Raw genomic sequence first — 22,705 nt, 5'->3', positions numbered from 1 at the left:
ATATAACTCCTCTAAATTCTGTTTATGACTGTTGTTGCTTGTGTTGTTGTTGTTCCCATTTTTCATAAGCATTAACAATTCTAGCTACGACAGGATGGCGAACGACATCTTCACTCTTGAAAAAATTAAAACTAATATCATCAACTTCGCTTAAGACTTCGATAGCATGGCGTAATCCTGATTTTTGGTGACGCGGTAAATCAATTTGCGTAATATCACCAGTGATGACCGCTTTAGAATTAAAACCAATTCGCGTTAAAAACATCTTCATTTGCTCAATTGTGGTGTTTTGGCTTTCATCAAGAATAATAAATGCATCATTAAGCGTACGCCCACGCATATAGGCTAATGGAGCAACTTCAATAACACTTTTTTCTATTAGTTTTTCAACTTTTTCAAAACCAAGCATTTCAAACAATGCATCATAAAGTGGACGTAAATAAGGATCGACTTTTTGACTTAAATCACCAGGTAAAAAACCTAGTTTTTCGCCAGCTTCAACCGCAGGGCGAGTTAAAACGATACGTCTAATTTGCTGTTTTTCTAGTGCATCAACCGCTGCGGCTACCGCTAGATAGGTTTTTCCGGTACCAGCCGGACCAATACCAAAAGAAATATCATAATCTAATACATGAGCAATATATTGAGCCTGATTAGGCGTACGTGGTTTTATTACTCCACGTTTGGTTTTTATCATGACTTGCTTACTACCATGCAGATCAACATACGCAGGAAGATGCTCTTTGGCTTTTTCTAATGCACCAGATTCTTTAATGGCTAAATGTATCTGCTCGGGTTCAATATCGATAATATTATCTTTTTGTTTAGTTTGCTTATAAAGCGATTGTAATATTTCAGATGCAGCTTTTACACAGATGGTATCACCAGTGATGGCAAAGAGATTACCACGGTGATTTATTTCAATCCCTAAACGACGTTCAAGTTGTTTAATATTGTCATCATAAGGACCACAAAGACTATTAAGTCGCTGATTATCTGCTGGTTCTAGCATAGTTTCATGGGTCGTAATATTCAATGATAAGTCCTCTAATTATTCAGGTTAATGACTAAATACGCTCTTCACATAAAGAACATTTTTCAACACCTTTTAAAAAATCCATATGGCAATGATGACAAGTCACTATATCGTCACCAACTATATTATTCACAGCACTAGTTGCCTGATTATTATCTAATCCTTGGCTTTTCAACTTATTGATAACCATCGTGATAGGTGTACCACTTTTTAACTCTTGCTCAATATAAGATGCCACTTGCTGTTCAAATGTAGGTGGTATATAAGTTAAAACACTTTCATTAAAGTCAGAATTACAGTGTTGACATTTAATATATCGACCTAAAGTTTGAAAACTAAAAATAGGAATAAAAAATAGTGTAAAATATTTAGCTACCTTTATTTGCGTATACTGATGTTGTTTTTGATCACCAGCAATATTTTGCTGAGCACAACAGTTTGGGCAATTAAATTGCCCTGTATGTTCATTAACTTCACGTCCTTTTGTACCAAATACAATAAACATTTAATATTCCTTATTTATAAATTATCATCTTTAATTATTAATTAAATTACACTTCTATTTGTATAATTATGGTTGATAAATACCAACGCCTAAATTATTTTCTTTACGAGTTCGCGAAATAACTGATATTGGTGATTCACTAACCCGTAGATCCATCTGATCTTCAGTTCTCACTACTTTACCACGCAATGAGTTAGGATAAACATCGGTAATTTCAACATCAACAAATTTACCAATCATATTTGGATTGCCAGCAAAATTAACAATTCGATTGTTTTCAGTTCGGCCGGTTAATTCCATAAGATCCTTTTTAGATGGACCTTCAACTAAAATACGTTGTACGGTATTCAACATGCGACGACTAAATTGCATAGCTTGTTGATTGATTCGCTCTTGAAGAATATAGAGCCGTTGTTTTTTCTCTTCTTCAGAAACATTATCTTCCATTTCCGCAGCAGGCGTACCCGGACGAGCTGAATAAACAAAGCTATAACTTAAGTCAAAATTAACATCAGCGATCAATTTCATAGTTTGTTCAAAATCTTCTTGGGTTTCACCCGGGAAACCAACAATAAAATCAGAACTGATTTGAATATCTGGGCGAACTTTACGTAATTTACGAATAATTGATTTATATTCAATTGCAGTATGGGTTCGTTTCATCAAGTTCAATACGCGATCAGAACCACTTTGTACTGGTAAATGTAAAAAGTTAACCAGTTCAGGCGTATCACGATAAACATCAATAATGTCATCGGTAAATTCAATTGGATGGCTAGTGGTAAAACGAATACGATCAATACCATCAATAGCAGCAACCAAACGTAATAGTTCTGCAAAAGAACATATATCACCATCAAAGGTTGGTCCGCGATAGGCGTTTACGTTTTGCCCTAATAAATTCACTTCACGAACACCTTGTTCTGCTAACTGAGCAATTTCATAAATTACATCATCACAAGGTCGACTTACCTCTTCACCACGGGTGTAAGGTACCACACAATAAGTACAGTATTTGTTACATCCTTCCATTATGGATACAAATGCCGTTGGACCTTCACTGCGAGGTTCGGGGAGACGGTCAAATTTTTCAATTTCAGGAAAACTAACATCAACAACATGCTGGCCATTACCACTGCGGATCTGTTCAATCATATCTGGCAAACGGTGAAAGGTTTGTGGTCCAAAAATAATATCAACAAAAGGCGCTCGTTTACGAATATGGGCACCTTCTTGTGATGCGACACAACCACCAACACCAATAATAATATTAGGGTTATGTTGTTTTAAATTTTTCCAACGACCTAGTTGGTGAAAAACTTTTTCTTGGGCTTTTTCTCGAATAGAACAGGTATTTAATAATAAAATATCTGCTTCTTCGGCATTTTCTGTTAAGGTTAAACCATGGGTGGATTCAAGGAGATCTGCCATTTTAGTTGAATCATATTCGTTCATTTGGCAGCCCCAAGTTTTGATATGTAATTTTTTGCTCATCAATAACTCAGCTATATTTAATTGTTAAAATGAAAACGGGTTTAAATCCGCGATTTTAGCGAGCCATATTGTAATCCTTTGTGATTGTAGGGTCTATAATAAATATAAAAAACTATATTTATTACTTTATACATAAAAAATAAACAATTAGTTATTTATTTATCGAAAAAACAACTGATTATGATAATCATTCTTTTTATTTTATGTTATTATTCTCGCCCTATTAATATTTTTAACAATATAAGTATTTAGGTATGTCAAAAACATTTAGTCCAACAAAGCGCTTTTTAATTAAAGGCATTATTGCGACTTGTTTATTGTCTGTCACGCGAGTTGGCTTTGCTGCGGCAATGGCTCAGGTTATTGCTGTGCGTGTTTGGCCATCATCAACTTATACACGAATAACGTTAGAATCAAACGCCAAACTTAATTATAAACATGCAAATTTGTACAACCCCGACCGTATTGTTATTGATATTGATAATCTCAATTTAAATCCAATTCTAAAAACGATTTCAACAAAAGTACTAAGCCGAGATCCTTTTATTAAATCTATTCGGGCATTGCAGTTAGATCCAAAAACTGTTCGTTTGATGATTGAATTAAAACAAGGTATTGATCCAAATACATTTACATTACCACCAATTGCTGAATTCAAACATCGATTAGTTGTTGATCTTTATCCATCTAAACCAGCTATAACTGATGATGATCCACTGTTAGCACTCTTAGAAGAGTATCAAAAAGGCGATCTCAATAAAAAACAATCGCAAATAAAATCACCATCCAATAAGAAGAAAAATTCACCCATTATCGTTATGCTTGATCCGGGTCATGGTGGTGAAGATCCTGGCGCTATTGGTTATAAAAAGACTAGAGAAAAAGATATTGTGTTGCAAATTGCTCGACGCACTTACAATTTGCTAAAAAAAGAACCCAATATCAAAGTATATATGACTCGTAATGAAGATGTATTTATACCTTTAAAAGTTCGCGTAGCAAAAGCACGATCTTTACATGCAGATCTATTTATTTCGATTCATGCTGATGCTTTTGCTAATCGCTCTGTTAAAGGATCATCGGTATTTGCTTTATCAACCCGTGGTGCCAGTAGTTCAGCAGCCAGTTATTTAGCACAAACCCAAAATGATGCCGACCAAATAGGTGGGGTGAGTAGAAGTGGTGATAAATATTTAGATAATACGATTTTAGATTTAGTACAAAAAACAACGTTGTCTAATGGGGTATTATTAGGTTCAGCTATTTTAAATCGAATGAAAAACGTGAATAAACTACACAAACCATCGATTGAAAAAGCGGGTTTTGCGGTATTAAAAGCGCCAGATATCCCATCAGTTTTAGTTGAAACAGCCTTTATTAGTAATATCAATGAAGAGCAAAAACTTAAGACTGCTTCCTTCCAAAATCAAGTATCTAAAGCAATAGTTGATGGTATTAAAGATTATTTAAAACGTCGTAAAAATTGATCTAATAATTTTTTTAGATCAATTTTACCTTTACTGAATGATCATTAATCGTCGTTCAGCATTTAATTCCGGAATAGTCAGTTTAATATTTTGTTTAAGAGTAAACCCATCAGGGATCGCATCAAGATCGCTACCTTTTAATGCGTAAAATGATCCTTGCGGGTTAGGAAGATGTTTACACCAAGTTAGCATATCTTGCAAAGAAGCAAATGCTCGGCTGATGATTCCATCAAATTTTTTCTCATTATATTCTTCTATACGGCTTTGAATTGGTTGAATATTCTTTAATTTTAATTCAAATTGAACTTGCTTTAAAAAGCGGATCCTTTTACCTAAACTATCCACCAGATCAAATTGCTTATCAGGATTAATGATGGCTAAAGGGATCCCAGGTAATCCAGGACCCGTTCCCACATCAATAAAAGTATTACCAACCAAATAAGGTGAAACAACTAAACTATCCATAATATGTTTAATTAACATTTCACTAGGATCGCGCACTGCGGTTAAATTGTAAGCCTTATTCCATTTATTAAGCATTTCAACATAATCGATCAACAGATCAATTTGTTGAGAATTGATCGAAAGATCCGTTTGATCAATAAGATTAATGAGTTTCTTTTTTAACATAGTTTTTCTTTTTTAAATAAACTAATAACATTGAAATTGCCGCTGGCGTAATGCCAGAAATACGTGAAGCTTGGCCAATTGAAACAGGTTTATGCTGTTTTAATTTAGCAACGACTTCATTAGATAACCCTGATATTTCAGCATAATCAATGTGCTCAGGTATAAGGGTTTCTTCATTTCGTTTTTGTCTTTCAATTTCTTCAATCTGTAATTTTATATAACCATCATATTTTACTTGTATCTCAACTTGTTCAGCGGCTTGAGTATCAGTTAAACCTGGTGCAAAAAGCGATAATGATTGTAGTGTTTTGTAGCTCATTTCAGGACGTTTAAGTAACTCTTCACCATTAGCTTCTTTGGTTAAATTAGCACTTAGTACCGCGTTAACTTCATCGATTGTTTCAATATGAGGGTGAACCCAAATATCACGAAGGCGTGCTCTTTCTTGTTCTATAGCTTCAAATTTTTCATTAAATCGTTGCCAACGATAATCATCAACCATGCCAAGTTGTCGGCCTATTTCGGTTAAACGAATATCGGCATTATCTTCACGTAACATTAAGCGATATTCAGCACGCGAAGTAAACATACGGTAAGGTTCATTTGTGCCTAAAGTACAAAGATCATCAACTAGCACCCCTAAATAAGCTTGATCACGAGTAGGGAACCATTGATCTTGATCATATACAAATCTTGCCGCATTTAAACCTGCTAACATACCTTGAGCAGCAGCCTCTTCATAGCCGGTAGTACCATTTATTTGACCCGCTAAAAATAAGCCTTTGATCACTTTGCTTTCTAAAGTTGGTTTAAGATCACGCGGATCAAAATAATCATACTCAATAGCATAACCAGGTCTTACTATATTCGCATTTTCTAGTCCTTTCATACTACGGACAAAAGCTAATTGGGTATCAAACGGTAAACTGGTAGAGATCCCATTTGGATAAATCTCATTACTATCTAACCCTTCTGGTTCTAAATAGATCTGATGAGAATTACGATCAGCAAAACGCATTATTTTATCTTCAATAGACGGACAATATCGCGGGCCAACACCTTCAATCACACCTGTGTACATAGGACTACGATCTAAGCTATTGCGAATGATCTCATGGGTTGTTTCATTAGTACTTGTTATATAACAAGGGATCTGTCTAGGATGCTGTTTAGCATCGCCTAAAAATGAAAATACTGGCACTGGATCATCACCATATTGAGTGCCTAATTTCGAAAAGTCTATTGTTCTGGCATCAATACGTGGCGGTGTTCCTGTCTTTAATCGTCCCATTCTAAATGGATATTGATGTAAAGATTTGGACAAACCGATCGAAGCGGGATCGCCAGTTCTACCACCACTATAATTATCTAAACCTATATGGATCTTACCATCTAAAAAGGTACCTGTTGTAAGTACTACAGCTTTTGCTTTAAAAGAGACGCCCATTTGGGTAACTACACCGGTGATCTGATCGTTTTCGATGATCACATCTTCAACAGATTGTTGAAACAACATTAGATTTTCTTGGTTTTCCAATGTAGTTCTTATTACTTTACGATATAAAGATCGATCCGCTTGAGCACGTGTTGCTCTTACCGCTGGTCCCTTACTGCTATTTAAGATCCGAAACTGGATCCCTGCACGATCTATAGCTTGAGCCATTAATCCGCCCATAGCATCAATTTCTTTTACTAAGTGCCCTTTACCAATACCACCGATTGCTGGATTGCAGGACATTTGTCCTAATGTATTGATATTATGCGTTAAAAGTAATGTTTTTCGGCCCATTCTTGCTGATGCCATTGCAGCTTCAGTTCCGGCATGGCCTCCACCAACGACGATGACATCAAAAAGATCTGGATAAAACATATAAAGCCTCGTTTTTTATATTACTGATAGATGATCACTATTTTTGATCAGGTGATTTGGTTTTATTTAGCGTTACGAATTTTACTCATCTTTTTTATTACGTCAAATGATCTATTTTGATCGCGATCTAAATTAAATAAGATCTTTTATATGATCTTTTTATTTTTACTATTATTAAGTTAGATCGTTTTTGTTGATAACTAATTTTTGTGCTTATTTTATATGATCTTATTGATCAGTTAATTCTGTTAATTGATCGGATCTTTTTTTAATTAAACTTGTTTATAACTATCTTATTTATCCACAATCTTGATTTAAATTAAGGTTATTAATGCGATTATAACAGCTTATGATCGTTGTTTATCACAGAGTTATCCACAAAAAATAAGTTTGATTGCTTAAATTTTTATCTTTTATTGTTTATAAATTAGCCTTGTTGTTATGGTTTTTTTTATGTTCTTTATATTTTAGCTTGGGCAGTCTCTATCAACTACTTCATTTAACAGCTGAATATATCTCTTTTATGAAACCTATATTCTTTGGTAGTAGTATTTTTTGTAGTATTGGTATGATTATTGAATCTATACCTAATGTTAATAAAAAAGCAAAAATAGCCGAGAAAATTTTTAAAACTTTAAATCTGCCGAAAATAGCTAGAATGGATTTAAGACGTTTTACTAATAAAAAAGTAGCTAAATTAAAACAAAAAAAGCAGCATAATAGTGTGAAACCTTCTAAAAGGTTCTTTCCTAGAAAAGATGAAAATAATTTATTTTATTATTAATTAATAATAATAAGTTAAAGTTTATAGCTATATAGCATTTTAGCTATGTTATTATTTGGTTTTTTGTAAATTAACTAGTTTTTATATATCGACTTTTAATAGCTGCTTTTGCTAACTTGTTTTGTTCTCTATAAAAGTGATTGATTTTTGTGAAAGCAAATTTATACTTAGTACGATTGTATTTTTATTGTGAGGTTATTTTATTACTCTTTCACAGTTGCCTTTACCTTTTATATTACCTAATAACGAAACATTTGATAGTTTCTACGTAGGTGATAATCAGCTATTGTTTGATTCTTTGCAAACCTTACTTGATAGGGAAGGTTTTAATGTCTTTTATATATGGTCAGCAAGCGCAGCTGGTCGTACGCATCTATTACATGCTTCAAGCCAAAATAAATTAGCTAGTTATATTCCATTAAAACAACATGTGTTATTGGTTCCAGAAATTTTACAAGGTTTAGATAATTATGATTTGGTTTGTTTAGATGATATTGATGCTATAGCGGGTCATCGAGATTGGGAAGAGGCAATATTTGATTTATTTAACCGTCTAACTGAAAAAAATGTTAGTAAACTTTTGATTACTGCTTGCGCACCGCCTAAACAAATTCCTTTTATCTTACCTGATTTAGCTTCAAGATTAACTTGGGGGCAAGTCTATCAGCTAAAAGAGTTAAATGATGAAGATAAACTAAAAGCTTTGCAACTTAGAGCACAATTGAGTGGTTTTGAGTTATCAACTGAAGTTGGCTTGTTTTTATTAAAACGGGTTAATCGCGATATGCGAACATTGTTTTCCTTAATGGAAAAATTTGAAGTTGCAACATTAGCTCAACAACGCAAATTAACCATTCCTTTTATTAAAAATATTTTGGATTTATAAAAATGACTAAAAAACCTGAAGCTATCGTTTTTTTTGATTTAGATGGTACTTTATTTGATAGTAATATAGAAGTGTTGCCAAGTTCTTATACAGCAATTGAAAAATTAAAACAAAATAATATTATACCAATGATAGCAACAGGCCGAACACCTATGGAAGCTGCTAAATTGATGAAAGATACAGGTATAAATTCGATTATAGCAATGAATGGCCAAGTTGTTATTTATGAAAAAGAAGTCATATTTACTAATAATATTGATAAAAATGTTATTACTAGATTGTATGAATTTTCACGAGAAAAGATGAATATTCCTTTGTCTTTTTATAATTATAATAAAATGCGCGTCAGTGAAATTAATCAAGCTACTGAACAGTTTTATCGTTCTTTAAAACTACAAATTCCTCCTGTTGATGATCAAATTTATTTAAAAGAACCTCTTCAGATGTTGTTATTACTTTGTGAACAAGGTGAATCAGCTTATCGAGAAGTCTTTCCTGAATTAACTTTTATTCGTAATACTCATTATTGTGTTGATGTTTTTAACCATGGCGGATCGAAAGGTAATGGCATTAATGAATTAATAAAAACTAAAGGTTTTGATAATGTACCTACCTATGCATTTGGTGATGGCATGAATGATTTAGAAATGTTCTTAACCGTTGATCATCCAATCGCTATGGCTAATGCAGTTGATGATTTGAAAGATAAAGCTGAGTATATAACCGATAATAATGATAACGATGGTATTGCTAAAGCACTGCAAAAATTTGGTTTAATTTAGATTTATATATAAAAATCAGTAGATAAAATAAGGTTATTGATAAATAACCCCTAAACATACAGATTGGCTTGCTCCAGTAACTTCTGGAATATTGGATGGAATATTATTTATTCTACAATAAGCAAGCCAAGCAAAAGCGATCGCTTCCATATCATCACTGTTCACCCCTTTAACATCAGTCGTTAAAACTTGCCATTTGGGTAATAATATTGATAAGCGTTCCATAATGAGTGGGTTTTTTGCGCCACCTCCACAGACTAACAATTGACATGGTAAATGCATTTTTATTGATAATTTATTAATCTCTTGGGCAATTGTGGTAGCAGTAAATTCTGCCAATGTCGCTTGAATATCTTGGCCATTTAAAGCAAAGTCAGTTAATTTTTGCATCAGCCAAGCTAAATTAAATAATTCTCTGCCAGTACTTTTTGGTGCGGGTAATTGGAAATAATCTTCATTACATAATTCACTTAATAAGTTTTGATTTACTTTACCTGATTTTGCCCATAAACCATCTTTGTCATAGCTTGTTCCGAGGCTTTTATTTATCCAACCATCAAGCAATACATTACCTGGGCCGGTATCGTAGCCAATTACTGGTTGGTCTGGTATTAACACAGAAATATTACTGATACCGCCAATATTTAACACTACACAGTTAATTGCCGAGTTTAAAAATATTGCTTTATGAAAAGCAGGAACTAATGGCGCACCTTGACCACCATAAGCCATATCTTTACGACGAAAATCGGCAATAGTTGTAATGCCTGTTTGGGCGGCGATGATATTGGCATCACCTATTTGCATAGTAAATGGATTATCACCATTCGGCGAATGATAAATAGTCTGTCCATGACAGCCAATCGCTTTAACTTGTTTGTTATCAATATTATTTTGTTTTATAAATTGATTAATACTTTTAGCGTAAAGTATGCCGAGTTGATGATCGAGTTCGCCTAAATCTTGTAATGATGTTTGTTTACTATTACAAAGCGTTAATAATCGAGTTTTAATTTCGTTTGGCATTGGATAGCAATCACTAGCAATAGCAGTAATTTTTCCATTGCTGATATCAACTAATGCAATATCTACTCCATCCATACTGGTACCCGACATTACACCAATATATAAATTTTGCATAATATTACCCCTGTCGAATTATAGCGCCAGTTAACACATCGCGAATGATTGATGGTTGTGAACGATTGCCTGTTTGACCAGCTAAAATGGGAAAATTATTACCGAATTGGTTCGCCACTTCTAACGCTGTTTTACAAGCTGGATGGCCAGAAAGATTGGCACTGGTTGAAACTAATGGCTTAGCAAATAAATCACACAATTTACAAACTAAAGGATGATCGGTAACTCGAACAGCAATGGACTGATATTTTCCACTTAAAAAATCAGGGGTATTAGTATTCTTGGGAAAAATCCAGGTATTTGGTCCCGGCCAACTGTTAAACGCCATTTGTATTTGTTCTTTCGTTACTGCCGATTGATCAATATAAGGGATCAGTTGTTGATAATGACTGGCAATTAAAATCAATCCTTTATCAACTGAACGTTGTTTTAGATTTAACAGTTTATACACTGCTGATTCACTATCAGGATCACAACCTAAACCAAAAACTGCTTCAGTTGGATAAGCAACAACTTCACCTTTTTGTAACAGTCGATTAATTTCTAGTAGAGTTAATAAGTTTGCCATCAAATTTACATGTTTACCCAATATTATTAAAATTTATATTAAACTCAGGTAAGACTATTTGCAAATTGGCAACAATAGAATTAATAATGTTATTACAATGAATATCGCTTATTTGCTGTGATAGATAAATTAGCTTTTATCGAAAATAGCAAAATTATTCCCAATTCATTTGCGGAAAATAGTTAACTGTTAAATCAATAACCTGTTGCAGGTTGATAATTTTAACTCTTGAATCAATTAGGTCGCCTAAGCCTCGAGCATTAATGTCGTTATCAAGTACATAACAATGATGGGTGTTTTGCAAAATAGTATTTAATGTAGGGTTATCTTGACAACACATAATTACACCATTTTGCCAAAATAGTACGGCATCTTGCGCTGAAATTAACGTTGGATCGATTGTTGATTGGTTCGCTGTTGCAATGGTATGTAACATTTTTCCTCTTTTAGCGTCAAATTTACCCTTAAAAAACCCCGTTCCTCAAAATTTTTTCGGTAAAAATTCAACTTAATCTTAGTTGGTACATCTTTAATAGTTATTAGTATATAATAAGGGCTATTTATTGAGCAAAGAATTCGTTATGAAACCCATTATTTTAGCCAATGAACAATTAGCTAACGAACAAGAGACAATATTGTTTGGTAAACAGTTGGCAAAACAGTGTTTAAATTATTTATCTAATCATGATAGTGCAATTGTTATTTATCTGATTGGTGATCTCGGAGCTGGTAAAACTACTTTTAGTCGTGGTTTTTTGCAACAATTAGGTCATCAAGGTAATGTTAAAAGTCCAACTTATACATTAGTTGAACCTTATCAATTTGATACATTTTCCGTTTATCATTTTGATTTATATCGCCTTGGTGATCCAGAAGAGTTAGAATTTATGGGAATTCGTGAATATTTTTCCTCAAGATCTATTTGTTTGATTGAATGGCCTATGCAGGCAAGAGGTATGTTACCTGCTGCTGATATTGAAATTCATTTGGCCTATTCAGCACTTGAACGTACGGTTAGTGTGCAAGCTAATAGTGAAAAAGGTCAAGCTATTATCAATCCATTACAATAAAAATTAGCGAAAAAACAATGAAGAAAATATTAACTTTTTTTATATTATTACTACTATGTAGTTCAGCTTATGCGGCAAAAGTTGTTATTGCCGTCGATGCTGGACATGGTGGTAAGGATTCTGGTGCTGTTGGTAAAAATGATTTATATGAAAAAAATGTAACGTTATCGATAGCTAAAAAATTAACTAATTTATTAAATAAAGATCCTAATTTTAAAGGGGTTTTAACCCGTAATACCGACAATTTTATTTCAGTTCCTCAGCGTTCTGATATTGCGCGTAAAAATAAGGCAAACTTACTAATTTCTATCCATGCTGATGCCGCACCGAATCGTAATGCTTCTGGTGCATCAATTTGGGTATTATCTACTAAACGCGCTGATACTGAATTGGGGCGTTGGCTGGAACAGGATGAAAAACAGTCACAGTTATTAGGTGGCGCTGGTGATGCATTAAGTGATGATCACGACCAAAATTTAAGCCAAGCAGTACTCGATTTACAATTCTCTTATTCGCAGCGTGTTGGTTATGAACTTGCTAGTCAGGTTTTAAAAGAGATGAAAGGGGTTATTAAATTGCATAAAGGTGTACCTGAACATGCTAGTTTAGGCGTATTACGTTCACCTGATATCCCTTCAATATTGATTGAGGTTGGATTTATTACTAATCAAGCTGAAGAAAGTTTGTTGGCTAGTAATGCTCATCAAGACAAGATCGCTAAACTGATTTATCAAGGCATAAAAAATTATGTCAAAAAAAATCCTAATTTTGGAGAACAGCATTAATGGCAATTCAAATTCTATCACCGCAACTAGCTAATCAAATTGCTGCTGGTGAAGTGGTAGAACGACCAGTATCAGTAATTAAAGAGTTAGTTGAAAACAGCCTTGATGCAGGTAGTACGCAAATTGATATTGATATTGAACAAGGCGGTAGTAAATTAATTCGCATCCGTGATAATGGTGGTGGTATTGCTAAAAGCGAATTAGCATTAGCTTTAGCTCGCCATGCGACTAGTAAAATTAGCTCGTTGGATGATTTAGATAGCATAATGAGCTTAGGCTTTCGTGGTGAAGCATTGGCTAGTATTAGTTCTGTTGCTCGATTAACTTTAACGTCACGTACCGCCGATCAATCTGAGGCATGGCAAGTTTATGCTGAAGGTCGAGATATGAAACCAACCATTAAACCTGCGGCACATCCTGTTGGTACTTCGGTTGAAGTTCTGGACTTATTTTATAACACCCCTGCTCGGCGTCGTTTTCTAAAGACCGAAAAAACTGAATTTATGCATATTGAAGAATTTGTTAGGCGTATAGCTCTGGCTCGGCCTGATGTCACTTTCAATCTGCAACATAATGGAAAACTAATTAAACAGTATCGAGCATCTGCACTTGAAAAACGCGTTGAATTGGTTTGTGGACGTACATTTGTGCAAAAAGCAGTAAAATTAGATTGGCAACATGATGATTTGTTAATTCAAGGTTGGGTAGCAAGTAATGAAATAAGCGATCTACAATATTTTTACGTTAATGGTCGAGTAATAAAAGATAAATTAATTAATCATGCGCTGCGCCAAGCTTATATTAGCCGAACCAATGAGCAACAAAGTTATGTGGTTTTTCTACAAATCGATCCTAAACAGGTTGATGTTAATGTTCATCCTGCTAAACACGAAGTACGTTTTCATGAAGCAAGATTAGTACATGATTTTGTTTATCAAGCTATTGTTATGGCTCTTGAATCAAGCCAACAGCTTGCCGATGATGAAAAAGTGGTAATAACACCAAATCGACAAGCTGCTGGTGAAAATATTTTTAATCAAAAAATAACTGCGGAGCCTAAAAGCTATTCTACGACTAACGTATTACCCAAAAAACCGATTAATCATGTTAAAGAAAATGCAATTTATGGTCAGTTAATTGATACTAAACCAAGCTTTGAAATTGAGAAAACGCAATCTAATCAGTTGCCGTTAGCCGATGATAATGATTCAATAACTGCACCACAACAAGCGGTTATTGAGGGGTTATTTCCTAAACGAAATGTACCATTACAATCACTGCAACAGCAACTTGATAGCTCTTCATTAGTACAGTTTGGTCGAGTATTAACCGTTATTCAACCTGATATAGCTTTACTTGAAAAATTGCAAGATAGTCAGCAAACATTTATGCTTATGAAGTTAAATATTGCTGAGCAAAAAGTAAAAGCAATAAAATTATTATCTCAAGAGTCAGAAAAACTACTGATTCCACTAACAATTTTAGTCAATCAAAAAGAACAACAAGTATTAAGTGATTATCGACCGCAATTAAATTTTTTAGGATTTGATTTTTATATTGATAAAGCCAAATTTCATTTGCATAATGTGCCGAAAATGTTGCGAACTACTAATTGGCAACAATTATTACCAAGTTTAATTGATTTTCTTTTATCTGATCAATCGTCTGTTATCGATCCTACGCAAATTGCAATGTGGTTGGCAGAAAATAGTAGTGATAATTATGTGGAGAGTTGGAGTGTAACCAAAGCTATCCAGCTATTAGCACAACTAGAACAGATAGATATTAATTTATTAAAAAAAGATACGTTTTTGTATCCGATTGATCTTCAATCTTTATCACAATCAATTTTATCATGAATAAAGCAAAAATTATTTCATTAATGGGGCCCACTGCATCCGGTAAGACGGCTTTTGCCATGGAACTTTACGACAAATATCCGATTGATATTATTAGTGTTGATTCGGCGCTTATTTATCGTGGTATGGATATTGGTAGTGCCAAACCAACTAAACAAGAACAGCAAAAATATCCTCACAAATTGATTGATATCTGCGATCCAGCTGAAAGTTACTCGGCAGCTAATTTTCGGCATGATGCGATTGAAGAAATTGAAAAATCGTTAAGTAATGGTCGAACGCCATTACTGGTTGGTGGAACAATGCTGTATTTTAAAGCTTTAATTGAAGGACTTTCACCTCTTCCTGCTGCGGATAGTGATATACGGCAGCAAATTGAAGAAAAAGCCAATAAATTAGGTTGGCAAGCGATTCATGAGGAGTTAAAAAAGGTTGATCCAGTGTCAGCTCAGCGAATTCATCCAAATGATCCGCAACGGCTTAATCGTGCATTAGAGGTTTATCTCATTTCTGGTAAAAGTTTAACTGAGCTTACCCAAGAAAGTGGTGAAGCATTACCTTATGACATTATGCAGCTAGCTATTATGCCGGAAGATCGAGCTGAGTTACATCAACGTATTGAGCAACGTTTTTTACAGATGTTAGATCAAGGTTTTGAAGAAGAAGTAAAAACACTTATGCAGCGTTCTGATCTGCATACCAATCTACCTTCTATCCGTTGTGTAGGTTATCGTCAAATGTGGGAATATCTCAATGGCGATACTAGTTATGATGAGATGGTGTTCAAAGGTATTTGTGCTACTCGTCAATTAGCGAAACGGCAAATTACTTGGCTAAGAGGCTGGAAACAACCGATAACATGGTTAAATCAAGATAATAAAGATACTGTTTTTAAGCATATTTTTTAAATTATAAATTACAGCAATAGGTATTAGCGTTTTTTCTATTTGATTATAATAATAAACAGAAATTTTTCATTTAGGAAACCTTTCTAAATTTAGAATATCTATCATGTATGTTTTTTTGTATGAATTTCGTTAATTTTTTAAATTTTTAGTTATTTGTGCATAAATTGTAGTTGATTAGTTTAAGAGCTGGGTTTTTTATGTTATTTTGATAAATACTACATAAGTATGTTATGTTGCAATCGTATAAATCATCATTTCGATTGTATATTTATTTTATCTTTATATTTTTATTTCATCTTAAAGGATAAACTCATGTCAAAAGGGCAGTCATTACAAGATCCTTATTTGAATTTGCTTCGTCGCGAGCATATTCCAGTATCAATTTATCTAGTTAACGGTATTAAATTACAAGGACAAATTGAATCATTTGATCAGTTTGTTATTTTATTAAAAAATACTGTTAGTCAAATGGTATATAAACACGCAATCTCTACTGTTGTTCCTTCAAGACCAATTTCTGGTTTAGTATCTCAGCCTGAAGAGGAAAGCGAAAGCTAATTATTTGAGTGGAGAATGTGATTGTTTGAGCGATATAAAGGTGGCGAGTCTGCTTTATTAGTCCATGTATTCTTCCCTCAAGAAAGCGATATCGAGGATTTAAAAGAGTTTGAAGTGTTAGTTTCTTCTGCTCAAATTGAAATTCTCGATATTGTGACAACCTCAAGAAAGTCCCCGCAAGCTAAATATTTTATTGGTGAAGGTAAAGCGTTAGAAATTGCCGATAAAGTAAAAGAACTGAATGCTTCAGTTATTCTAGTCAATCATACCTTAACCCCAACTCAAGAACGAAACTTAGAACAACTATGTGAATGTCGTGTAGTGGATAGAACAGGATTGATTCTGGATATTTTTGCTCAACGTGCTCGAACCCATGAAGGTAAGTTGCAAGTTGAATTAGCGCAATTACAATATCTGTCAACACGTTTAGTTCGAGGTTGGACTCACTTAGAACGTCAAAAAGGTGGTATAGGCTTACGAGGTCCTGGAGAAACTCAGCTAGAAACCGATAGACGATTAATTCGTCATCGTATTCAGTTAATCTTATCAAGACTTGCGAAAGTTGAAAAACAACGCAATCAAAATCGTCAATCTAGACAAAAAGCAGATTTATCAACGGTATCACTAGTTGGTTATACCAATGCTGGCAAATCGACACTATTTAATGCACTAACTAATGCTGATGTTTATGCTGCTGATCAATTATTTGCTACGCTGGATCCAACCTTAAGACGCATTATGGTTGATGATGTTGGCGAAGTTGTTTTAGCTGATACGGTTGGATTTATTCGTCATTTACCTCATGATCTGGTTGCAGCTTTTAAAGCGACTTTACTTGAAACACAAGAAGCATCACTGCTATTACATGTTGTAGATGCTGCTGATCCTAATTTATTAGATAACATTCAAGCTGTTGATGAAGTTTTACTTGAAATTGATGCCCATGATATTCCTACTTTGTTGGTAATGAATAAAATTGATTTAATGGAAGGTAAGCAACCAAGTATTGATCGTGATGAAAATGGTGTGCCAATTCGAGTTTGGATTTCAGCACAAAATAGTTTAGGATTAGATCTCTTATTTACTGCATTAAAAGAACGGCTTGCCGGTAAGATTCAAGTTTGTCAATTAAACTTGCCTATCCATCTAGCAAAACTTAGAAGCCGTTTATATAAATTAAATGCGGTGGAACATGAAGTCATTAAAGATGACGGCAGTTTTGAGCTAAATATAAGAATGCCTTTAATTGAATGGAATCGCCTCTGTAAACAAGAGCCAGATCTGTTATACTTAATCAATACGCAAAATAACAACTAATTGTTAAATGGAGCATATAAAATATGGCGTGGAATCAGCCCGGTAATAACGGACAAGATAACGACCCATGGGGAAATAATAAGAAACCTTCCAATTCGACGGGAGGAATATTCGACCAAATTAAAGATCTCTTCAAAAAAGGGAGTTCAGGTAATAATCGAGGACCTTCTGATATTAAGCTATCAATGAATAGTTCAAAAATTATTTTGTCAGTGATAGTTGTTCTTATCCTAATTTGGGCGGTAAGTGGTTTTTATACTATCAAACAAAATCAACGCGGGGTAATAACTCGTTTTGGGCAAGTTCAATCTGAAATTATCCAACCTGGTTTGAATTGGAATCCATCATTTATTGATAAAGTTTATAAAGTCGATACGCAAGGTACTTATAACTTCAATGTGCATGGCGATATCATCACAACAAGTGAAAAAGGTGAGAACTTAGTCTTTGTTGAAATGAACGTACAATATCGTATTAGTGATCCAGTTAAATACTTATTTAATGTGACTAATGTTGAAGATAGTTTACGTCAAGCTGCTGATAGTGCGCTGAGGACTTCAGTAGGTAGTTCTAACATCGATGCCATCATTTCAGATGGTCGTTCTGATTTAGAAGATAGTACTAAAGATGAATTAAATAATGTTATTTCTCATTATGATATGGGGATTACTATTGTCGATCTTAACTTCCAAGTTGCTCGTCCTCCTGTAGAGGTACAAGATGCTTATGCTGATGCAATTAGAGCTCAAAATGATAGTGAACGTGAAATAAAACAAGCTAAAGCAGATAAAGTCCAATTAGTTCAGCAAGCTGAAGGTCGTTCGGCGACCATTCTAGCGGATGCAAATGCTTATAAAGTAAAAGTAGAATTAGAAGCAATTGGTGATGTTGCTCGGTTTGAAAAATTGTTACCGCAATATAAAGCTGCGCCCGAAATTACTAAAGATCGTTTATATATCGAAACGATGGAAAAAATATTAGCTAAAACGCAAAAAGTTATTGTTAATGATAAGAGTGGTAATTTATTAGTACTACCGTTAGAACAATTATTAAAAAATAAAAATGAGCAATCATCTGAATCAACTACAGCAAATTCTGATAGTGATTATAATATTAATCTGCCAAATCCTTTAGATGCAGAAAATGCTCAACAAAATGGTGTTGAAGCAGAAAATCATAGCTCAACTACTACTAATAATAATTCTAATAATCGCACTAGACGAACTATGGGTCGATAAGGAGAAAAAAGAATATGCGAAAATTATTGATTCCTATAGTTTTAATTTTAATTGGCGTACTTTTTTCAAGTATCTATGTGATAGAAGAGGGTACTCGTGGTGTCGTTTTACGTTTTAATAAAATTATTGGTTTATCTGAACCTGGGTTACATTTTAAAATGCCATTAATCGATAGCGTTAAAACTATTGATGCCAAAATCCAAACTACCAATAGTTCAAATAATAATAATGAACAACGTTTTTTTAATGTACAAAAGAAAGAACTGATTGTGGACTATTTTGTGCAATGGAAAATTGTTGATTTTAACCGTTATTACGAAACTATTGCCGGTGGTAATGATGTTAATGACTTAATTTTAGCTCGCTTAAATGGTCGTTTACGTTCTGAGATTGGTAAACTAAATAATCGAGATATCATTAATGATTCTAATGCCGATACCAAATCAAGAAATTCATTAATGGCGCGAGTTAAAGATTCGTTAAATGGTTCATCACAAGAGGGTGAAGAAAATTTACCGATTGATAAATTAGTTACTGATGCGAAAAAAGATCCTGAAAACAGTAAAACTAGCTTGAGGGCTTTCGGTGTTGATGTAATTGACGTTCGAATTAAACAAATTAACTTCCCTGCTGAAGTCTCTGAATCAATTTATGCTAACATGAGAGCCGAACGTGAAGTTATTGCTCGTGACAAACGTTATGATGGTATCAAACAAGCTGAGGAAATAAGAGCTGAAGCTACATTTGAAAAAACCAAAATTATATCAGAAGCTGAACGTCAATCTCGTTCAATTCGTGGTGAAGGTGATGCAAATGCAGCTAAACTTTATGCTGACGCTTTTGGTAAAGATATTGAGTTTTTTAGCTTTATTCGTAGTTTAAAAGCTTATGAACAAAGCTTTACAGGTAATGATGTTATGGTCATTAGCCCTGATAGTGAATTTTTCCAATACATGAAATTAAAGTCTAACAAATAATACAATGAGTAAATAAACTATGAGTAATAATGTTGTTGTGCTAGGTACACAATGGGGTGATGAAGGCAAAGGTAAAGTTGTTGATTTACTCACAGAAAAAGCCAAATATGTAGTACGTTATCAAGGCGGACATAATGCTGGTCATACTTTAGTTATTAATGGTGAAAAAACAGTATTGCATTTAATACCATCTGGTATTTTGCATAATGATGTCATAAGTATTATTGCTAATGGTGTTGTACTTTGTCCTGAAGCACTTATGAAAGAGATGAAAGAGCTTGAAGATAACGGTATTCCAGTGAAAGAAAGGCTACTTATTTCAGAATCATGTCCTTTAATTTTGCCTTACCATATAGCATTAGACCAAGCCCGAGAAAAAGCTCGTGGTAATAAAGCAATTGGTACCACCGGTCGTGGTATTGGTCCTGCATATGAAGACAAAGTAGCCCGTCGTGGACTACGTGTTGGTGATTTGCGTGATCGTCAGGCATTTGCTGAAAAATTAAAAGAAGTTATGGAATATCATAATTTCCATTTAGTCAATTACTATCAATCAGAAGCTGTTGATTATCAGAAAGTACTTGATGAAACATTAGCGATTGCTGATATTTTGGTGGCAATGATTGCTGATATTCCTACATTACTTGAAAATGCGCGTAAAAATGGCGAAAGAATCATGTTTGAAGGTGCGCAAGGTACTTTACTTGATATCGATCATGGTACCTATCCTTATGTGACTTCTTCAAATACTACTGCTGGTGGCGTAGCAACAGGATCTGGTTTTGGTCCTCGTTATGTTGGTTATGTATTAGGTATTGTTAAAGCTTATTCAACTCGTGTTGGTGCAGGTCCTTTCCCAACGGAATTATTTGATGAGGTTGGTGAATATCTCTGTAAGCAAGGTAATGAATTTGGTGCAACCACCGGTCGTCGTCGCCGTACTGGATGGCTTGATGCTGTTGCGGTACGCAAAGCGGTACAACTTAATTCAGTTTCTGGCTTTTGTTTAACTAAGCTTGATGTTTTAGATGGTCTTAAAGAGGTAAAAATTTGTGTTGGTTATCAATTACCGAATGGTGATGTGATTAAAAATGCACCGGCTGCCGCTGAAGATTGGAGTTTAGTTAAACCAGTATATGAGTCTATGCCAGGTTGGAGCGAATCAACTTTTGGTATAAAAAGTTATGACGCTTTACCACAAGCGGCTAAAGCTTATATCAAGCGAATTGAAGAATTAACTGAAACACCAATTGATATTATCTCGACTGGACCAGATCGAAGTGAAACTATGATTTTACGTGATCCATATTCGGTGTAATTTAGCATACAGAAAATCGGGGTAACTATCCCGATTTTTTATTTTTTGCTTGTTAATAAAGTATAATCATTAAATCTCTAAGAGGATACTATGGCAAAAATAGGGACACCACTTTCATCAAGTGCTACCAAAGTATTACTTTGTGGAGCCGGTGAATTAGCCAAAGAAGTTGTTATTGAATTACAACGTTTTGGATGTGAAGTTATTGCTGTTGATCGTTATGCCAATGCCCCCGCTATGCAAGTAGCCCATCGTTGTCATATTATTAATATGCTAGATGGTAATGAGCTAAGAAAAATAATTGAAGCAGAAAAGCCAGATTATATTGTTCCTGAAATAGAAGCAATTGCTACTGACACCTTAGTAGAATTAGAAAAAGAAGGTTTTACTGTTATCCCTACCGCTAAAGCGACGCAATTAACCATGAATCGTGAAGGTATTCGTCGTCTGGCCGCAGAAGAACTTAACTTACCAACCTCACCATACCGTTTTGCATCAAATGAAGCTGAATATAAACTCGCAGTTAAGGAAATCGGTTTTCCTTGCTTAGTTAAACCGGTTATGAGTTCTTCTGGTAAAGGGCAATCTTTATTAAGAAGTGAAGCTGATATTGAATCTTCATGGAAATATGCTCAAGAAGGCGGTCGTGCCGGAAGTGGTAAAGTTATTATTGAAGGTTTTGTTGACTTCGATTATGAAATAACGTTATTAACCGTTAGACATATTAGTGGTGTTTCATATTGCCAGCCTATTGGTCATCGACAAGAAAATGGTGATTATCGAGAATCATGGCAACCACAGCCAATGTCGTCTAACGCATTGTCTTTAGCGAAAGATATTGCTACCAAAATAACAGAAGCTTTAGGTGGTTACGGATTATTTGGCGTTGAATTGTTTGTGAAAGGTGATCAAGTCTGGTTTAGTGAAGTATCTCCGCGACCACATGATACCGGCATGGTAACATTAATATCGCAAAATCTTTCTGAATTTGCATTACATGCTAGAGCGATTTTAGGATTACCAATACCTTTAATAGAACAATATGGTGCTAGTGCATCAGCAGTATTAATCGCAAATGGTGATTCTGACAAAGTTGCATTCTCTAATTTAGATAAAGTACTAAGTGAAGCAGACACTGATCTACGTTTATTTGGTAAACCTGAAGTAAAAGGTATAAGAAGAATGGGAGTTGCATTAGCTAAAGCGCCAACTGTAGAAAAAGCGGTTGAAAAGGCTGTTAATGCTATTAAACAGCTAAAAATAACCTTTTAAATGGCTTTATTGAGTAAAAAGCAATCACTTGAAGAAAAAAAAGCAAATTTTGTAAAATAGGGGTTGACGTAGACAGGTGAAATGAGTAACATACGCAACCCTTGAGACAGCAAACTGAAGCAAGAAATTGTGAAGCAAATTAAAACGCTGTCAGCTCTTTAAAAAGAAGAAACAGACAATCTGTGTGGGCACTTACGAGACGAAAAATTAAAAGTCTACGG

Annotated in this window: 21 protein-coding genes and 1 pseudogene; 14 read left to right on the top strand and 8 right to left on the bottom strand. The window is 34.3% G+C overall.

All coding sequences use genetic code 11. From position 1 onward, the window contains the following. Positions 1-22: 22 nt before the first annotated feature. The 3 genes from H3T83_RS08335 to miaB form a co-directional block, all read right to left on the bottom strand. The gene (locus tag H3T83_RS08335) at positions 23-1,036 is read right to left on the bottom strand and encodes a PhoH family protein (protein ID WP_232351142.1); all 1,014 of its coding nucleotides are present in this window, start codon (positions 1,034-1,036) and stop codon (positions 23-25) included. A 31-nt stretch (positions 1,037-1,067) separates the two neighbouring features. After that, positions 1,068-1,541: a zinc-ribbon domain-containing protein gene (locus H3T83_RS08330; protein ID WP_198215530.1), complete on the bottom strand. Its 474-nt coding sequence runs from the start codon at positions 1,539-1,541 to the stop codon at positions 1,068-1,070. 66 nt (positions 1,542-1,607) lie between these two features. After that, positions 1,608-3,035, bottom strand: a complete 1,428-nt coding sequence (miaB, locus tag H3T83_RS08325; protein ID WP_086321121.1) for a tRNA (N6-isopentenyl adenosine(37)-C2)-methylthiotransferase MiaB — start codon at positions 3,033-3,035, stop codon at positions 1,608-1,610. 254 nt (positions 3,036-3,289) lie between these two features. Between miaB and H3T83_RS08320 the strand changes: the two genes are divergently transcribed. Continuing rightward, positions 3,290-4,522: an N-acetylmuramoyl-L-alanine amidase gene (locus H3T83_RS08320; RefSeq protein WP_086320019.1), complete on the top strand. Its 1,233-nt coding sequence runs from the start codon at positions 3,290-3,292 to the stop codon at positions 4,520-4,522. 30 nt (positions 4,523-4,552) lie between these two features. Here the strand turns inward: H3T83_RS08320 and rsmG are convergent, their stop codons facing one another. Beyond that, positions 4,553-5,152, bottom strand: coding sequence for a 16S rRNA (guanine(527)-N(7))-methyltransferase RsmG (rsmG, locus tag H3T83_RS08315; RefSeq protein ID WP_198215528.1), 600 nt, complete (start codon positions 5,150-5,152; stop codon positions 4,553-4,555). Further along, on the bottom strand, positions 5,130-7,022 hold the full coding sequence (mnmG, locus tag H3T83_RS08310; protein WP_065579028.1) for a tRNA uridine-5-carboxymethylaminomethyl(34) synthesis enzyme MnmG: 1,893 nt from the start codon (positions 7,020-7,022) through the stop codon (positions 5,130-5,132). The genes rsmG and mnmG overlap by 23 nt, the downstream gene beginning before the upstream one ends. A 523-nt stretch (positions 7,023-7,545) precedes the next feature. Between mnmG and H3T83_RS08305 the strand changes: the two genes are divergently transcribed. The 3 genes from H3T83_RS08305 (at position 7,546) to H3T83_RS08295 (ending at position 9,474) form a co-directional block, all read left to right on the top strand. Continuing rightward, the gene (locus H3T83_RS08305; protein ID WP_086365807.1) at positions 7,546-7,806 is read left to right on the top strand and encodes a hypothetical protein; all 261 of its coding nucleotides are present in this window, start codon (positions 7,546-7,548) and stop codon (positions 7,804-7,806) included. Between the two features lie 202 nt (positions 7,807-8,008). Next, positions 8,009-8,692: a DnaA inactivator Hda gene (hda, locus tag H3T83_RS08300; RefSeq protein WP_065579026.1), complete on the top strand. Its 684-nt coding sequence runs from the start codon at positions 8,009-8,011 to the stop codon at positions 8,690-8,692. A gap of 2 nt (positions 8,693-8,694) precedes the next feature. After that, complete coding sequence (locus H3T83_RS08295) at positions 8,695-9,474, top strand: Cof-type HAD-IIB family hydrolase (protein WP_086320017.1); 780 nt, start codon at positions 8,695-8,697, stop codon at positions 9,472-9,474. A 33-nt stretch (positions 9,475-9,507) separates the two neighbouring features. Here the strand turns inward: H3T83_RS08295 and H3T83_RS08290 are convergent, their stop codons facing one another. The 3 genes from H3T83_RS08290 to tusB form a co-directional block, all read right to left on the bottom strand. Next, positions 9,508-10,614: an anhydro-N-acetylmuramic acid kinase gene (locus tag H3T83_RS08290; protein WP_198215527.1), complete on the bottom strand. Its 1,107-nt coding sequence runs from the start codon at positions 10,612-10,614 to the stop codon at positions 9,508-9,510. Positions 10,615-10,618: 4 nt separating this feature from the next. Further along, on the bottom strand, positions 10,619-11,182 hold the full coding sequence (locus tag H3T83_RS08285; protein WP_198215526.1) for a Sua5/YciO/YrdC/YwlC family protein: 564 nt from the start codon (positions 11,180-11,182) through the stop codon (positions 10,619-10,621). Between the two features lie 154 nt (positions 11,183-11,336). Continuing rightward, complete coding sequence (gene tusB, locus H3T83_RS08280) at positions 11,337-11,618, bottom strand: sulfurtransferase complex subunit TusB (protein WP_065579023.1); 282 nt, start codon at positions 11,616-11,618, stop codon at positions 11,337-11,339. 145 nt (positions 11,619-11,763) lie between these two features. Here tusB and tsaE point away from each other — a divergent pair, with 145 nt between their 5' ends. From tsaE to purT, 10 genes and pseudogenes are all read left to right on the top strand, one after another. Continuing rightward, the gene (gene tsaE, locus H3T83_RS08275; protein ID WP_086361140.1) at positions 11,764-12,252 is read left to right on the top strand and encodes a tRNA (adenosine(37)-N6)-threonylcarbamoyltransferase complex ATPase subunit type 1 TsaE; all 489 of its coding nucleotides are present in this window, start codon (positions 11,764-11,766) and stop codon (positions 12,250-12,252) included. A gap of 59 nt (positions 12,253-12,311) precedes the next feature. Then, positions 12,312-13,016, top strand: a pseudogene (locus H3T83_RS08270) (N-acetylmuramoyl-L-alanine amidase); the annotation flags it as partial. Between the two features lie 20 nt (positions 13,017-13,036). Continuing rightward, complete coding sequence (mutL, locus tag H3T83_RS08265; protein WP_198215525.1) at positions 13,037-14,896, top strand: DNA mismatch repair endonuclease MutL; 1,860 nt, start codon at positions 13,037-13,039, stop codon at positions 14,894-14,896. Then, on the top strand, positions 14,893-15,804 hold the full coding sequence (gene miaA / locus H3T83_RS08260; RefSeq protein ID WP_198215524.1) for a tRNA (adenosine(37)-N6)-dimethylallyltransferase MiaA: 912 nt from the start codon (positions 14,893-14,895) through the stop codon (positions 15,802-15,804). Before mutL ends, miaA begins: the two co-directional genes overlap by 4 nt. Positions 15,805-16,116: 312 nt before the next feature. Continuing rightward, positions 16,117-16,362: an RNA chaperone Hfq gene (gene hfq, locus H3T83_RS08255; protein WP_065555596.1), complete on the top strand. Its 246-nt coding sequence runs from the start codon at positions 16,117-16,119 to the stop codon at positions 16,360-16,362. 21 nt (positions 16,363-16,383) lie between these two features. Beyond that, complete coding sequence (gene hflX, locus H3T83_RS08250; protein ID WP_198215523.1) at positions 16,384-17,679, top strand: ribosome rescue GTPase HflX; 1,296 nt, start codon at positions 16,384-16,386, stop codon at positions 17,677-17,679. A gap of 23 nt (positions 17,680-17,702) precedes the next feature. After that, positions 17,703-18,917 carry an FtsH protease activity modulator HflK gene (gene hflK, locus H3T83_RS08245; RefSeq protein WP_198215522.1) on the top strand — a complete coding sequence of 405 codons (1,215 nt, stop codon included), beginning with the start codon at positions 17,703-17,705 and terminating at the stop codon, positions 18,915-18,917. Between the two features lie 14 nt (positions 18,918-18,931). Further along, entirely contained in the window at positions 18,932-19,894 is a 963-nt protein-coding gene (hflC, locus tag H3T83_RS08240) for a protease modulator HflC (RefSeq protein ID WP_065579016.1), read from the top strand. 19 nt (positions 19,895-19,913) lie between these two features. Then, positions 19,914-21,212, top strand: coding sequence for an adenylosuccinate synthase (locus H3T83_RS08235; protein ID WP_086365684.1), 1,299 nt, complete (start codon positions 19,914-19,916; stop codon positions 21,210-21,212). 90 nt (positions 21,213-21,302) lie between these two features. Next, positions 21,303-22,484 carry a formate-dependent phosphoribosylglycinamide formyltransferase gene (gene purT / locus H3T83_RS08230; RefSeq protein ID WP_198215521.1) on the top strand — a complete coding sequence of 394 codons (1,182 nt, stop codon included), beginning with the start codon at positions 21,303-21,305 and terminating at the stop codon, positions 22,482-22,484. Positions 22,485-22,705: the final 221 nt, after the last annotated feature.

This window comes from Gilliamella sp. M0320 (assembly GCF_016101635.1).
GTDB lineage: Bacteria > Pseudomonadota > Gammaproteobacteria > Enterobacterales > Orbaceae > Gilliamella > Gilliamella apis.
The sequence above is the reverse complement of the archived record's forward strand: the minus strand, read 5'-3'. Positions and strand labels throughout refer to the sequence as shown.

Coding starts and splice junctions, on each gene's coding strand:
- H3T83_RS08330 (WP_198215530.1), bottom strand. CDS start 1,541: ATGTTTATTGTATTTGGTACAAAAGGACGTGAAGTTAATGAACATACA.
- miaB (WP_086321121.1), bottom strand. CDS start 3,035: ATGAGCAAAAAATTACATATCAAAACTTGGGGCTGCCAAATGAACGAA.
- H3T83_RS08320 (WP_086320019.1), top strand. CDS start 3,290: ATGTCAAAAACATTTAGTCCAACAAAGCGCTTTTTAATTAAAGGCATT.
- rsmG (WP_198215528.1), bottom strand. CDS start 5,152: ATGTTAAAAAAGAAACTCATTAATCTTATTGATCAAACGGATCTTTCG.
- mnmG (WP_065579028.1), bottom strand. CDS start 7,022: ATGTTTTATCCAGATCTTTTTGATGTCATCGTCGTTGGTGGAGGCCAT.
- H3T83_RS08305 (WP_086365807.1), top strand. CDS start 7,546: ATGAAACCTATATTCTTTGGTAGTAGTATTTTTTGTAGTATTGGTATG.
- H3T83_RS08295 (WP_086320017.1), top strand. CDS start 8,695: ATGACTAAAAAACCTGAAGCTATCGTTTTTTTTGATTTAGATGGTACT.
- H3T83_RS08290 (WP_198215527.1), bottom strand. CDS start 10,614: ATGCAAAATTTATATATTGGTGTAATGTCGGGTACCAGTATGGATGGA.
- H3T83_RS08285 (WP_198215526.1), bottom strand. CDS start 11,182: ATGGCAAACTTATTAACTCTACTAGAAATTAATCGACTGTTACAAAAA.
- tusB (WP_065579023.1), bottom strand. CDS start 11,618: ATGTTACATACCATTGCAACAGCGAACCAATCAACAATCGATCCAACG.
- tsaE (WP_086361140.1), top strand. CDS start 11,764: ATGAAACCCATTATTTTAGCCAATGAACAATTAGCTAACGAACAAGAG.
- mutL (WP_198215525.1), top strand. CDS start 13,037: ATGGCAATTCAAATTCTATCACCGCAACTAGCTAATCAAATTGCTGCT.
- miaA (WP_198215524.1), top strand. CDS start 14,893: ATGAATAAAGCAAAAATTATTTCATTAATGGGGCCCACTGCATCCGGT.
- hfq (WP_065555596.1), top strand. CDS start 16,117: ATGTCAAAAGGGCAGTCATTACAAGATCCTTATTTGAATTTGCTTCGT.
- hflK (WP_198215522.1), top strand. CDS start 17,703: ATGGCGTGGAATCAGCCCGGTAATAACGGACAAGATAACGACCCATGG.
- hflC (WP_065579016.1), top strand. CDS start 18,932: ATGCGAAAATTATTGATTCCTATAGTTTTAATTTTAATTGGCGTACTT.
- H3T83_RS08235 (WP_086365684.1), top strand. CDS start 19,914: ATGAGTAATAATGTTGTTGTGCTAGGTACACAATGGGGTGATGAAGGC.
- purT (WP_198215521.1), top strand. CDS start 21,303: ATGGCAAAAATAGGGACACCACTTTCATCAAGTGCTACCAAAGTATTA.